At 34.5% G+C, this 12,786-nt stretch carries 10 protein-coding genes and 3 pseudogenes; 10 read left to right on the top strand and 3 right to left on the bottom strand.

What is annotated here, in order from left to right; all coding sequences use genetic code 11:
* The first annotated feature begins 253 nt into the window (after positions 1-253).
* The 3 genes and pseudogenes from NSQ40_RS20485 to NSQ40_RS20475 all read left to right on the top strand — a co-directional run bounded on the left by NSQ40_RS20485 (position 254) and on the right by NSQ40_RS20475 (position 1,965).
* Positions 254-921 (top strand): annotated as a pseudogene (locus tag NSQ40_RS20485) (DUF4184 family protein).
* Positions 922-946: 25 nt separating this feature from the next.
* A complete protein-coding gene (locus tag NSQ40_RS20480) occupies positions 947-1,699 on the top strand; it encodes a hypothetical protein (RefSeq protein ID WP_029426884.1) in 753 nt (250 codons plus the stop codon).
* Positions 1,700-1,779: 80 nt separating this feature from the next.
* On the top strand, positions 1,780-1,965 hold the full coding sequence (locus tag NSQ40_RS20475; RefSeq protein WP_003199887.1) for a hypothetical protein: 186 nt from the start codon (positions 1,780-1,782) through the stop codon (positions 1,963-1,965).
* Between the two features lie 41 nt (positions 1,966-2,006).
* On the opposite strand, the gene NSQ40_RS20470 is transcribed toward NSQ40_RS20475, so the two are convergent.
* Complete coding sequence (locus NSQ40_RS20470; RefSeq protein WP_033796390.1) at positions 2,007-2,444, bottom strand: DUF3997 domain-containing protein; 438 nt, start codon at positions 2,442-2,444, stop codon at positions 2,007-2,009.
* A 145-nt stretch (positions 2,445-2,589) separates the two neighbouring features.
* Between NSQ40_RS20470 and NSQ40_RS20465 the strand changes: the two genes are divergently transcribed.
* The 3 genes and pseudogenes from NSQ40_RS20465 to NSQ40_RS20455 all read left to right on the top strand — a co-directional run.
* Positions 2,590-3,045, top strand: coding sequence for an RDD family protein (locus tag NSQ40_RS20465; RefSeq protein WP_016116115.1), 456 nt, complete (start codon positions 2,590-2,592; stop codon positions 3,043-3,045).
* Between the two features lie 283 nt (positions 3,046-3,328).
* Positions 3,329-3,425, top strand: a pseudogene (locus tag NSQ40_RS20460) (flagellar motor protein).
* Positions 3,426-3,490: 65 nt separating this feature from the next.
* Positions 3,491-3,982 (top strand): annotated as a pseudogene (locus NSQ40_RS20455) (SDR family NAD(P)-dependent oxidoreductase); the annotation flags it as partial.
* A gap of 75 nt (positions 3,983-4,057) precedes the next feature.
* Here NSQ40_RS20455 and NSQ40_RS20450 read toward each other — a convergent pair.
* A complete protein-coding gene (locus NSQ40_RS20450; protein WP_033796391.1) occupies positions 4,058-5,158 on the bottom strand; it encodes an ABC transporter ATP-binding protein in 1,101 nt (366 codons plus the stop codon).
* 274 nt (positions 5,159-5,432) lie between these two features.
* Between NSQ40_RS20450 and NSQ40_RS20445 the strand changes: the two genes are divergently transcribed.
* Entirely contained in the window at positions 5,433-7,109 is a 1,677-nt protein-coding gene (locus NSQ40_RS20445) for a glycoside hydrolase family 13 protein (RefSeq protein ID WP_098158947.1), read from the top strand.
* Positions 7,110-7,150: 41 nt separating this feature from the next.
* Here NSQ40_RS20445 and NSQ40_RS20440 read toward each other — a convergent pair whose 3' ends face one another.
* Positions 7,151-8,911 carry an alpha-glycosidase gene (locus NSQ40_RS20440; RefSeq protein WP_003199893.1) on the bottom strand — a complete coding sequence of 587 codons (1,761 nt, stop codon included), beginning with the start codon at positions 8,909-8,911 and terminating at the stop codon, positions 7,151-7,153.
* Between the two features lie 317 nt (positions 8,912-9,228).
* On the opposite strand from NSQ40_RS20440, the gene NSQ40_RS20435 reads away from it, so the two are divergent.
* From NSQ40_RS20435 to malD, 3 genes are all read left to right on the top strand, one after another.
* Complete coding sequence (locus NSQ40_RS20435; RefSeq protein WP_003199894.1) at positions 9,229-10,488, top strand: sugar ABC transporter substrate-binding protein; 1,260 nt, start codon at positions 9,229-9,231, stop codon at positions 10,486-10,488.
* 77 nt (positions 10,489-10,565) lie between these two features.
* Positions 10,566-11,867: a sugar ABC transporter permease gene (locus tag NSQ40_RS20430; protein WP_003199895.1), complete on the top strand. Its 1,302-nt coding sequence runs from the start codon at positions 10,566-10,568 to the stop codon at positions 11,865-11,867.
* Positions 11,868-12,710, top strand: a complete 843-nt coding sequence (malD, locus tag NSQ40_RS20425; RefSeq protein WP_018764805.1) for a maltosaccharide ABC transporter permease MalD — start codon at positions 11,868-11,870, stop codon at positions 12,708-12,710.
* Positions 12,711-12,786: the final 76 nt, after the last annotated feature.

Raw genomic sequence — 12,786 nt, 5'->3', positions numbered from 1 at the left:
CTATTTTTATATATTTCCATAGAAAAAAGCCTATATACGTGGTTATAAAAAGTTCTCATAGAATAAGGAGGAAGACAAACATTAGGGACAAAATGATATCACTTCCATTTCCTAAATATTACATTTGGATTGTATCATGTAAGTTGTGGATATTCCAATGTCAAAATAAGTGTTGCATATCAAGAATCGATATCGTTATGATAGAGGGTGTCTTACATAGAAATATTTTTTTGGTTTCAGAAGGGAGTAACATATGCCGTTTACATTTGCGCATCCTGCTGCTGTCATTCCTTTTTGCAAGAAACAACGATATGTTTCAGTAACAGCGCTAGTATTAGGAAGTATGGTACCCGATTTTGAATATTTTTTGCATTTTCGACCATATGGTGTCATTGGACATACATTTAGGGTTCTTTTATTTGAACTTACCGCTCGTTTTCAGTCTACTATCGTTATGTAGCATCTATTCCATGGAGGCTTACTTCAGGGAAAGAAATTTTTGTTTTTCTCTATTCTGCATTATTCGGTATGCTTACACATGTCGTTTGGGATGCTTTTACCCATAAGATGGGTTATTTTGTTATGAATTTACCATCTCTACAACAACATATATATTCCATGCCGATATATAAATTCATGCAGCACGGGAGTACATGTCTTGTTTTTTTACTGCTTATATATGTTCTATGGAAACATCGAGATTTTCAAATAAAAGTAGATATAGTTTCAGCAAGAGAGAAAAGGAAATATTGGGGATGGACGATGATTACGGCGTTAGTAGTGTTTACTATGCACGCGTTGCTAGACCCCTATTTTCAAATTTTACAAATAGGGAGTATAATAGTTTCTGGATTTACAAGTGTTTTTTGTGGTCTATTCATTGTTTCCGTAATATACGAAACAAGAGAAGAATCGAGTTAGTATGAATGAGAGTGTTAGGAGTAAGATGATGAAAGTATGGAAAAGTATTTGTATTTTATGTAGTTCTATCGTTTTGTTAAGCGGTTGTTTTCAAAAGGAAGAAAAAAAAGAAGTAAAGAAAGAATCTATTCCAGAAACAACTGAATACGGTGGCAAGGAATTAAAGAAAGTTGGACAGGTTGTAAAAGAAAAAGGATGGGGAACATTTAAATTAGAGAGGTTAAAACATGTTAATCAAACGTTTGAAGTAGCTCCAATGAAAATTCATGTACAAGATGTAAAGGTTATTGCATTATCACAAATGAGTCAAGATGCAAAAGATACATTGAAAGTATATACAGCATTAAGTCCAGAAGAAGTGCAGCGTAGACTTGGAGACAAAGTCAATCGAGAAGATGCTGAGTTGTACGCTTCGTTAAGTGGAAAAGACATTGGAGATAAAGTGCGTTATGTTGAAATTACATATAAGGTAGAAAATAGTGGAGATAAAGACATGCAGTTTTTCTCTATGAATGATATTACTATTAATGAAACGCAGCACTTTAATGTCCCAAAACAAAACTTTTTATATGAAGAGGATACGCTTGTAGGTACAAAAAGTGTTACAAGAGAAGAGTATAAACCAGGTGAGACGAGGGAAGGGATAATTGGATTAATACTCGAGGATGAGAAAAAAGAGATTACTCAAATCTCATTTACAACAGATGTTCTTGCAACGGGTGATACACATGAAACGGTTACAGAACCGCAAACATTTAACATCTCACTGTCTAAGTGAGATGTTTTTTGTATAGAAAAAGAACAGGAAATTTGTCAAATCAAAGCGAATGTATTATAAAGTGCAAAGGGGGAAGAAAAATGGAAAAAAGATGTTACGAATGCGGTAGTAAGGAGATAGAAAAAGCAACGATAGCACCAGACCAAAAAGGTTATCTTACTTTATTTGCACAAGCAGTCGCAGAGGTAGAAATTTGTGAAAAATGCGGTACTGTTATCGCGATAACAGGGGAACATCCAAGCTATAAAAATCAGCAAATGGACTGAAAAAATATACTATTTTTGGTTCTTGAAATAAACAGCCGTTATTAGGCGTTTACTGACCGTTTGTTTTGCTCATTTAAATAGGTTTCTACGGTTTGTAATTGTTCAGAAATTCGAAATGCTTCTTTTTGTTCCTGAAATTGTTTTTCATTATAAGGACCAAAACGACGATTGTTGTTCATATCAATAATCCAGTAATGTTCGCTCCGTTTATTTGTAATACTAGATTCTGGGTTATTGGGATCGGATTTTTCTTCAATTTGTTTTGCAATAATATATATATCGTCCCATGCAATTTCTACAATTTTAGCTGGGACATGTTGTGTAGCATATACAGCGTCTTGTTTTGGAAAAAGTTCAAATGCATTTCCGGAAGTATTTATTAGTTCATATTCTTCATTGATGGTGTAAGCTGAATGGCTAGAGTTTGCTGTGCAACCAGTCAAAAGTATAATGGCAATTACGGTCATCAATCGCTTCAATATGAGAACCTCCTTATAAAATGCTTGTGGTAAACATATTGTACAAGAAAAGGAAAAGAAACGCCAATATATGAGTTGTTTACAATGGTTTTTAGAAATGGTACGATGAGACAGGTAAAGAAGGATACAAAGGAGTCGACATAAAATGAAGTTAAAGATGCATCGTCCAGCGGTAGTAATGAATCGCATAGGTGCTTCCATTATCGATATGTTTTTAATCTCGGTTATGTACGGTGCTGTTGTGGCAGTTGTAACGGGGAATTATGGGGCCATTTTCAATCGTTTTAATATAAGCTTAGGTGATTATCGATATGATCTTGCGCTTGTTTTTATATTAATGGCTATCTATTTTATTTTTGTTCCATTTATATGGAATGGCTGTACAATTGGTAAAAAAATAACCCGAACAAGACTTGTATCATTAACAAGTGAAAAGTTAACAATTCAAAGGCTAACAGTACGGTTCTTTGTATTGTTATTACCAAACATATTGTTACTTGGAATTCCATCTATCTGTAACGTATATATGATGTTGTTCCGTCACGATAATTGTGGGTTCCATGACTTAATTATGAAAACGAAAGTGATGAGTCTCGTTTAAAGAATACTAGGATAGAATGATAAAGAGTTATATTTAGGACGTATTAAAAAATATATGTACCCTTAAATTTTTACGAAATTCGATAAATTTAATTCGTATAATGGAGTTCATATAGGGCGGACATCTCCTATAGAGTACCCTTCATATTGATGCAGGATGTGTTAAAAAGCAAGCAATAGTAAACTTTTTAACACATCCTATTTTTTTGTTGTATTAGACTGAAAATTAGGAAAATGATATGATAAATGAAATAGATGTGTTATATAACAAGGGGGAGATCGAAATGACAGAAAGTAACTTAATTTTTTGGGGTACTTATTTTTATCGGTCTAGCTTTTGATCAATACTATAATAAGAAAAAAGGGAAAACAAATAAGTGAACGTTTACAAATGGGAGTGTTGGCTTTTCCTGCTTGCAGAGCTACGGGCGAAAGGAGTATACTGAATGACGGTAAGACTTACAGAAGGGGTAATGACGATGAAGCTTGCAGGAAAAGTTGCCGTTGTAACTGGCGGTGGCATCGGTATTGGACGTAGTACGGCTCTTTTGTTGGCAGAACAAGGTGCAAAAGTAATTGTGACGGATATTGATCAGGAAAATGGACAAGCAACAGCGGAGGAAATCGTAGATTTAGGTGGTGAAGCCCTTTTTGTTACTCATGATATGGCGAAACAAGGAGATTGGCAACGTGTCATTGGAGTTGCTATTGACGCTTATAATCGTATTGATATGCTCTTTAATAATGCGGGTTTATATAAAATAGATTCTATTTTCTTACGTCAACAAGAGAACGATTCCAATGTACTTTGTATTAATGACGTTTGGATAGAACTAAAACAATTGACGGCATCTTTTATGAAACATCAAGAAGAAGTAATGCTAACTGATTTACCTATTTTCGGTATTATTAGTACAAAAGAACAGTCATTTCATACAGATACAAAAAAACCGCCCGAAATACATATGTGGACGGTTTTTTTGTATCTGTATGACGTAAAGAAAAGTGGTGCTTTATCGAATACGTTTTTCTGTTGTACTATCAAAGAAATGTGCCTTATTCATATCGAATGCAAGTTTGATTTGATCACCATGTGTAAAGGTATGTCTTGCATCCAGACGGGCTGCAAAATCTTGATTTCCAAGTTTCATATATAAAATAGATTCTGCACCTAATAGTTCAGCAACTTCAATTTGAGTTGTAAATGTTGTACTTTGTGAAGCCTCTAAAAATAAAAGTTCGTCATGGATATCTTCTGGACGTATCCCCAATACAATTTCTTGATTGACATAACCTTGTTCGCGTAATAATTTCATTTTGCCTTCAGATACTTTGATTTTTACCTTATCATCTATAACAAAGTATTGTTCTGTTAATTTACCATGGAAGAAATTCATTGCAGGTGAGCCAATAAATCCACCAACAAAAATATTTTCCGGTGTTTCATATACTTCTTTTGGTGAACCGATTTGTTGAATCTTTCCATCTTTCATAACGACAAGGCGTGAAGCCATTGTCATCGCTTCTGTTTGATCATGTGTTACATAAATTGTTGTTGTCCCAAGTCTTTGATGCAGTTTAGAAATTTCTGAGCGCATCGCTACACGTAATTTTGCATCTAAATTTGATAATGGCTCGTCCATTAAGAAAATTTTTGCGTCACGAACGATAGCACGACCTAACGCAACACGTTGGCGTTGTCCACCAGATAATGCTTTTGGTTTTCGATTTAAATATTCCGAAAGCCCTAGAATTTGAGCCGCATCCTTTACGCGGCGGTCAATTTCGTCTTTTGGGATTTTACGAAGTTTTAATCCAAATGCCATGTTGTCATAAACGCTCATATGTGGATAGAGTGCATAGTTTTGAAAAACCATTGCAATATCGCGATCTTTTGGAGGAACATCATTCATTACCTTACCATCAATAGAAAATTCCCCTTTTGAAATGTCTTCAAGTCCAGCTACCATTCGTAATGTTGTCGATTTTCCACAGCCAGATGGACCAACGAAAACGATAAACTCTTTATCTTGAATATGTAAATTGAAGTCTGTTACTGCTGTTACGTTATTATCATAAATTTTATAAATATTTTCTAACTTTAGTTCTGCCATGACTTTTCCTCCTAGAAAAATTATGCAAACGTTTTCTTTGAGTTCATTATAAACGAATGTATTTAAAAAATAAATAAAAATGATACAAAAAAATAAAACGTTTTCATAAAGGGGGGGATATTTAATAAATAAAGCCTCTTCTCTGTGAAAATTGGCTAAATTAAAATAGAAAAATGTAAGCGCTGTTTTCATTTGTTTTAAAATCTGTTATCATTCATTAATGAAAACGTTTGCGCCTGGATTTTTCGATTTAAAAATGAAATGAGGTAGCATGATGGAAAAACAATGGTGGAAAGAAAGTGTTGTATATCAAATTTATCCACGTAGCTTTATGGATAGTAATGGTGATGGAATTGGTGACCTTCGCGGAATCATTTCAAACCTTGATTATTTACAAAACTTAGGTATAGATGTAATTTGGTTATCACCAGTCTATGAATCTCCCAATGATGATAATGGCTATGATATTAGTGATTATCGTAATATTATGGATGAGTTTGGAACAATGAACGATTGGGACGAATTATTAAGTGAAATGCATCAACGTGATATGAAATTAATGATGGATTTAGTTGTTAACCATACTTCTGATGAACATAATTGGTTCATCGAATCTCGTAAGTCAAAAGATAACCCGTATCGAGATTACTATATTTGGCGTCCTGGGAAAGATGGAAAAGAGCCAAATAACTGGGAAGCGGCTTTTAGTGGATCTGCTTGGCAGTATGATGAAGCGACAGATGAATATTATTTACATTTATTCTCTAAAAAGCAACCAGATTTAAATTGGGATAATGAAATAGTGCGAAAAGATGTTTATGAGATGATGGAGTTTTGGCTTGAAAAAGGAATCGATGGTTTTCGTATGGATGTGATTAATTTTATTTCTAAAACAGAGGGATTACCAACTGTGAAAACGGAGAAAGAAGGTTATGTATCAGGCCATCAATACTTTATGAATGGACCAAATATTCATGCATACTTACATGAAATGAATCAGAAAGTATTGTCGAAATACGATATTATGACTGTTGGTGAAATGCCGGGTGTAACAACAGAGGAGGCTAAACTGTATACAGCTGAAGAACGTCAAGAATTACAAATGGTATTTCAGTTTGAACATATGGATTTAGATTCTGGAAAAGGAGGAAAATGGGACGTAAAGCCATGCTCACTCTTAACGTTAAAGCGTAATTTAACAAAATGGCAGAAAGCGTTGGAACAAACAGGATGGAATAGTTTGTATTGGAACAATCATGACCAGCCTCGTGTTGTCTCACGCTTTGGTAACGATAAAACATACCGCATAGAATCAGCGAAAATGTTAGCGACGGTACTTCATATGATGAAAGGTACTCCTTATATTTACCAAGGAGAAGAAATTGGGATGACAAATGTTCACTTTGATTCGATTGATGAGTACCGAGATATTGAAACGCTGAATATGTACCGTGAAAAAGTAATAGAGCGTGGTGAAGATGAAGAAAAAGTAATGCAATCGATTTATATAAAAGGGCGAGATAATGCTAGAACACCAATGCAATGGGATGATGGAAAGCACGCTGGATTTACAGCTGGAGAACCATGGATTGCATTAAATTCTAATTATAAAGAAATTAATGTGACACAAGCGTTGCAGGATAAAAATTCTATTTTTTATTACTATAAAAAATTAATTGAACTTCGTAAAAAACATGAAATCATTGTGTATGGAACATATGATTTAATTTTTGAAGAACATCCATCTGTTTTTGCCTATATGCGGACATGGAAAGATGAGAAAGTACTTGTCATTGCGAACTTTACTGAGAATGAGTGTGTATTTGAAATGCCAGAAGAGGTAAATTATAATAGTTCAGAATTATTGATACACAATTATGATGTACAAAATGAAACAAGTAAGAGTATCGATTTACAGCCATATGAAGCGAGGGTATACAAGTTAAAATAATGAAAAGCCTTGGGTCAGAAATGACACAAGGCTTTTATATTTTACCATTTCAAAATTGAAAATCCATATGGTGGAAGTGCAACCTGTAATGAGTCTGCTTCTGCTGAAAATTCTTCGTTTGTATATAAATTTACAATTTTTTTACCGGTGATATCAAAAGGTATAGGAGCTGAAATTTCTTGGTTTGTTGGATTTAAAACAAAAAATATCGTTTCTTCTCCGTATGTTTTCGTATAAGAAATGTAACCTTGTTCATCGTTTGCTTCAATACATTGGAATAATCCATGTCCACCAAATGCTTTATATTGTCTTCGTAATGAAATTAATGTTTGTATATGCTTAAATAATACTGTATCTTGCTTATCTTCATCCCAGACCATACATTTCCGGCACCCAGGATCCATTCCGCCATCCATACCGATTTCATCACCGTAATAAACGCATGGTGAACCGATGAAAGAAAGATGGAATACATAAAGTAGTTTTACTTTATTTTTATTTCCTTTACAGGTTGTTAAAATTCTCGGTGTATCATGACTGTCTAATAGATGAAAAGCAGCTTTGTTTACGTTCATGGAATAAGAGTGAAGAGAAGCTGTAATTTGTTCCATAAATTCACTTGCCCCAATTGTTTCGTTTGCAAAGTAAGAATGCAGGGCATTTGTAATAGGATAGCTCATGACGGCATCGAATTGATCACCTTGTAACCATGGCTGAGCATCATGCCAAATCTCTCCTAAAATATAGACTTCAGGGTTAATTGCTTTTATTTCACTACGGAATTCTCTCCAAAAGCTATGATCAACTTCGTTTGCTACATCGAGGCGCCAGCCATCAATGTGAAACTCTCGCACCCAATAACGCCCTACTTTGAGTAAGTATTCTTTTACATCTGGATGGGCTGTATTTAATTTAGGCATATATGGTGTAAAGGCGAAGGTATCGTAGTTCGGAAGTGGCTCTGTTACAATTGGAAATTCGTGAATATGAAACCAGTTGGTATAGCGAGATTGCTTTCCTTTTTTGAGAACATCTTGAAATTTATCAAAGAAATATCCGCTATGATTAAAAACGGCATCTAGCATTACTTTTATACCTCGCTTGTGGCAGGCGTTAACAAGTTTTTTAAAAGTTTCCTTCGTCCCAAATTGCGGATCAATTTCCATGTAATCAATTGTGTCATATTTGTGATTAGAGTGTGCTGTAAAGATGGGAGTGAAGTAAATTCCGGAAATACCAAGCTTTACAAGGTAATCAAGGTGCTGGATAACTCCAGCGAAATCTCCACCAAAAAAGTTAGTAGTTGTTGGATCAGTGCTCCCCCAAGGAAGAGTATCAGCTGGATTACATGAAGGATCTCCATTAGCAAAACGTTCTGGGAAAATTTGATACCACACTGTATCTTTTATCCATGAAGGAGTTCTAAAAACATCCTGTTCATGAATAAATGGAAAGCAAAAAAAGTTGCCAACATCATCATTAGGTGTTTCAGGGAAAAAGCCGCGTTCTGTATAGACGATCGTTTCTGTATTATTTTTTAGTTCAAATCCATATCGTAAGCGCTTAAAGTTCGGTTCGATTGAAACGAACCAATAATCAAATAAATCTGTTGAGCCGCTCTTTTTCATCGGTATGTTTGCTGTGATCCACTTCCCATCTTGCCATTCATAAGGATCGCCATGAATGAGTGAGGCGATATCTACATCATTTTTTTTTGTGCGCAATCGAATATGGAGCGTTTTTTCATCGTAAGCGTATGCGTAATTATCTTTCGGTCTATGGTATATTGCTTCTTTAAACATATAGAAAATCCCCCTTTGATATCTCAATAAATAATAATATATTGCAAACGATTGCTTTTTATATAACTTCAATATTGCTTATAAGAGTAGTATTCATTTTATATAAAGTCAATGGATATAAAGAAAGACTTCATGAATTTTTTGAAAAATACATAAAGAAAATATTTGCAAAATATATAAAAGAATGTATAATGATAGACAAATAGCGCAAACGTTTTCATAGATTGGAAGAATGTTTGCGCTTCTATAAAACTTGTAAGTGCAAACGTTTTCATTTTAGTCGATTATTACATATATAACTTAGGGAGGTTTTGAGGGTGAAGAAAGCATTATCATTATTAACAGTTTCAGCTTTGACAATTGGTATGTTATCGGCATGTGGTCCGAAAGATTCAGGAAAAAAGGAAGCGAGTAAAGAGAAGAAAGATTATGACCTTCTTGTTTGGGAAGATCTTAAAAAAGGTCCTGCATTAGAACCAGCGGTAAAGAGCTTTGAAAAGAAATATAACGTGAAAGTAAAAGTGGCTGAAATTCAAATGACGGATCAAACAAAAAAACTACGTCTCGATGGTCCAGCAGGTACAGGTCCTGACGTTGTAACATTACCGCATGATCATATTGGAAATGTTGTTACTGAAGGTTTAATTGATGAAGTAAAAGTTGATGATGCTGTGAAGAGCAAATTTACGGACTTATCTATAGAAGCTCAAACATATAAAGGGAAATTATATGGTTTGCCAAAGGCGATCGAAACACCTGTATTTATTTATAATAAAAAGCTTATGCCAAAGGCACCAGAAACAATGGATGAATTATATAATTTCTCGAAAGATTTCACAAAAGATGGTAAGTACGGATTTTTAGCACTAGGAGATAATTTATATTTTGCAAATGCATTTATGGCTGGTATGGGAGGATATATATTTGGTGAGAAAGATGGAAAACCGAATACAGCCGATATCGGATTAAATAGTAGTGGCGCGGTACAAGGGATGGAATATATTCAAAAATGGTACAAGGAGAACTTGTTCCCAAAAGGTATTATTGGTGAATCTGGTGGGGCAGCTGCAGATGGATTGTTTAATGAAGGAAAAGCTGCATCCATTATGAATGGTCCATGGGCATTTCAAGCTATGGAGAAAAACGGAATTGATTATGGTGTAGCACCGATGCCAAAATTACCAAATGGTCAACCGATGAAAACTTTTGTTGGTGTAAAAGGATGGCATGTAACAAGCTTTTCAAAAAATAAAGATTTAGCAACGAAATTTGTTGATTGGGTAACAAATGAAGAAAATGCAAAAATTCGTTATGAAAAATCAAAAGAAATTCCGCCTGTAAAATCATTAATGGAAGATCCAATGATTAAAGACAGTGAAGCTGCAAAAGCAATAACGAAACAGGCTGAGACAGGTATTCCAATGCCGAATATTCCAGAAATGCAAGAAGTATGGGAGCCTGCAAGATTTGCATTAGAGTTACTTGCAGCTGGAAAACAAGAACCAAAACCAGCACTTGATGAAGCTGTGAAACAAATTAAAGGAAACATTGAAGCAAACCATAGTAAGCAAAAATAAGACGGAATTCGTATCTCTTATAAAGAAGGGATACGAATTCTCCTCCTTCCAAGGGGAAGAAAAAAGGGGGAAGAAATATGCAAGCATCCATTGAACCAATGCAAGAGGTAAATGGTTCAAAACACCGCAAAACAGCCGCGATGTTGTCAATCATTCCAGGTATAGGTCAAATATACAATAAACAATATGTAAAAGCTCTTATCTTTCTTGTATTAACAGGTTCATTTATCGTAGCATTTGCGGATTTGTTAAATATGGGATTGTGGGGAATTGTTACACTTGGTACAGAGGTTCCTCGGGATCATTCTATCTTTCTATTAGTAAAAGGTATTTTAGCACTAATTGTTATTGCATTTGGACTAGGAATATATGCTTTTAATTTATATGATGCCTATCAAAATGGGAAAAAACGTGATATAGGAATACCGTTAAATTCTGTGAAAGAACAATATCGTAATTTATTAGATCAAGGTTTTCCATATTTGATGGTTTCTCCAGGATTTCTGTTATTAATTTTTGTAGTTGTGTTTCCAATTATTTTCGTATTCTTAATTGGATTTACAAACTATGATTTATATCATTCTCCACCAGCGAAATTAGTCGAGTGGGTTAGTTTTAAAAACTTTACTGATATTTTCACATTACCAATGTGGAGGGATACATTCTTAAGTGTATTCTCTTGGACTGTGATTTGGACATTTGTCGCGACTACTTTACAAGTAGCACTTGGAATTTTCTTAGCAATATTAGTGAATCAACCTGGTATTAAAGGGAAAGCAGTGATTCGTACAATTTTTATTTTACCGTGGGCAGTTCCAGCATTCGTATCCATCCTTGTCTTTGCTGGTATGTTCAATGAATCATTTGGAGCAATTAATAATCAAGTGTTAGCGCTATTTGGAATTGAAAAAATTGCTTGGATGACAGATCCATTTTGGGCAAAAATTGCTTTGATTTTTATTCAAACATGGCTTGGTTTTCCATTTATTTTTGCAATGACAACAGGTATACTGCAATCGATTCCAGGAGAATTGTATGAAGCTGCTACAGTAGATGGAGCAACGGCATGGCAACAATTTCGTAAAATTACATTGCCGCTTGTTCTATATGCAACAGCACCAATCTTAATTACACAATATACATTTAACTTTAATAATTTCAGTATTATTTACCTATTTAATGGCGGGGGGCCTGCTGTTTCGGGACAAAATGCAGGTGGAACAGATATTTTAATTTCCTGGATCTATAAATTAACAATGACATCAGCGCAATACGGAAAAGCAGCGGCACTTACGATGATTTTATCGTTAATTGTTATTTCTGTGGCGTTATGGCAATTTAAAAGAACAAAATCATTCCAAGAAGAGGATATGATGTAAATGAATATAAAACGACAGAAGATGTTACGTCTTTCATTAAGTTATTTCGTCATTTTCATAATGTGTGTCATTATTTTCTATCCATTACTATGGATTGTTGGTTCATCGTTTAATCCAGGAGATAGTTTATCAGGATCAAGTATTATTCCGAAAAATGCAACGTTAGATCATTATCGAGACCTACTTAATCTTGATAAGAGTAATTATTTACTTTGGTATAAAAATACACTGAAAGTCAGTGTATTAACGATGATTTTCTCGGTACTATCCATTAGTTTCACTGCTTATGCTTTTTCAAGGTATCGTTTTGTCGGAAGAAAGAATGGATTAATAACGTTTTTAATTCTACAAATGATACCGAACTTCTCAGCGTTAATCGCACTCTATGTATTAGCGCAGTTGACAGGATTAATTGATACGCATCTAGCATTAATTTTAATTTATGTGGGCGGAGCAATTCCAATGAATACGTGGCTTATGAAGGGTTACTTTGATACGATTCCAAAAGAATTAGATGAGTCGGCTCGTATGGACGGGGCAGGGCACTTCCGGATTTTTTGGCAAATTATTATGCCGCTCGCAAAACCAATTGTGGCAGTTGTAGCTTTATTTACCTTTATTGGTCCGTTTACAGATTTTATTTTAGCAAGTATCATTTTACGGACACCAGAAAACTATACATTAGCTGTTGGATTATATGAAATGGTAGCGAAGAAATTTGGTAATGAATTTACAACATTTGCAGCGGGTTCCGTATTAATTGCTATACCGATTTCAATTTTGTTCTTATCATTGCAAAAATATTTTATTTCTGGTTTAACAGCTGGAGGTACGAAAGGATGAAAATGGGACATTATGTCCCATTTCTCTTTTTTAGGGAGAATTTCGATTCATATGACATTGTAAGGGGAAAGATGTG

Source organism: Bacillus sp. FSL K6-6038 (assembly GCF_038050455.1).
Classification (GTDB): domain Bacteria; phylum Bacillota; class Bacilli; order Bacillales; family Bacillaceae_G; genus Bacillus_A; species Bacillus_A pseudomycoides.
This window is presented reverse-complemented; position numbering and strand designations above follow the sequence as displayed.

Bases quoted from the DNA above. Each gene is read 5' to 3' on its own strand.
- NSQ40_RS20440 (WP_003199893.1), bottom strand. From the start codon at position 8,911: ATGTTTAAAGAAGCAATATACCATAGACCGAAAGATAATTACGCATAC.
- NSQ40_RS20430 (WP_003199895.1), top strand. From the start codon at position 10,566: ATGCAAGCATCCATTGAACCAATGCAAGAGGTAAATGGTTCAAAACAC.
- malD (WP_018764805.1), top strand. From the start codon at position 11,868: ATGAATATAAAACGACAGAAGATGTTACGTCTTTCATTAAGTTATTTC.
- NSQ40_RS20465 (WP_016116115.1), top strand. From the start codon at position 2,590: ATGAAGTTAAAGATGCATCGTCCAGCGGTAGTAATGAATCGCATAGGT.
- NSQ40_RS20475 (WP_003199887.1), top strand. From the start codon at position 1,780: ATGGAAAAAAGATGTTACGAATGCGGTAGTAAGGAGATAGAAAAAGCA.
- NSQ40_RS20480 (WP_029426884.1), top strand. From the start codon at position 947: ATGATGAAAGTATGGAAAAGTATTTGTATTTTATGTAGTTCTATCGTT.
- NSQ40_RS20450 (WP_033796391.1), bottom strand. From the start codon at position 5,158: ATGGCAGAACTAAAGTTAGAAAATATTTATAAAATTTATGATAATAAC.
- NSQ40_RS20445 (WP_098158947.1), top strand. From the start codon at position 5,433: ATGGAAAAACAATGGTGGAAAGAAAGTGTTGTATATCAAATTTATCCA.